This is a genomic window from Idiomarina sp. UBA4206 (assembly GCF_002383015.1).
Taxonomy (GTDB): Bacteria; Pseudomonadota; Gammaproteobacteria; order Enterobacterales; family Alteromonadaceae; genus Idiomarina; species Idiomarina abyssalis.
On sequence record NZ_DFTS01000028.1, the window covers coordinates 1 to 609 of the forward strand.

General features: G+C 47.3%; 1 protein-coding gene. It reads right to left on the bottom strand.

Going from position 1 to position 609, the window contains the following annotated elements:
• Positions 1–142 precede the first annotated feature (142 nt).
• Positions 143–403: an oxaloacetate decarboxylase subunit gamma gene (locus B3180_RS06045; protein WP_054488408.1), complete on the bottom strand. Its 261-nt coding sequence runs from the start codon at positions 401–403 to the stop codon at positions 143–145.
• Between the last annotated feature and the right edge of the window lie 206 nt (positions 404–609).

Genomic DNA, 609 nt, shown 5'->3' on the forward strand with positions numbered 1-609 from the left:
CCCCAGGATTCCATTGACCAATAGCCGATGCTGTCCAGCTTCTCGGCAATAGGTAACATGTCTTCCAGACGCATCCGCGTTGCGAGTAGTGACTGATGAGCGTCACGAAGTACCAACTCTGTCAGTAACAGGGGTTTACTCATTATGATTTCTCCTTGTTATTCGCTGCTTTCGTGCCATTGCGATAATGATGAATGGCAGCTGAAATTGCAGCCAGTACCGCAGGAGGTGCCGTATCAGAGTTTTTATCTTTGACTGGAGAGTGACGGCTGGTAACAGCCTCCGGCGTTGGGATCAAACGCTTCATCGCGCTCATGGCAACGACCAGTAGACAAAGAAAGATAATGACTGCACCCATACCAACGAGCATGAGTTGCGCAGCTTGACTGAGCAGTTCCGACACGAAGCACTCCTAATTGGTTGCTAAGGTATTGTTATAAAATTATTAAATACTATGGTAGCAAGTCACGCAAGGAGATACAGCAGTAAATAGTGGGTATTCAGAGATTAAATGCGATTGAAAATTAAGCAGGATACACTATAGGGAGTAAAAAGAATGGCGCGCTCGGGAGGACTCGAACCTCCAACCGCCTGGTTCGTAGCCAGGTA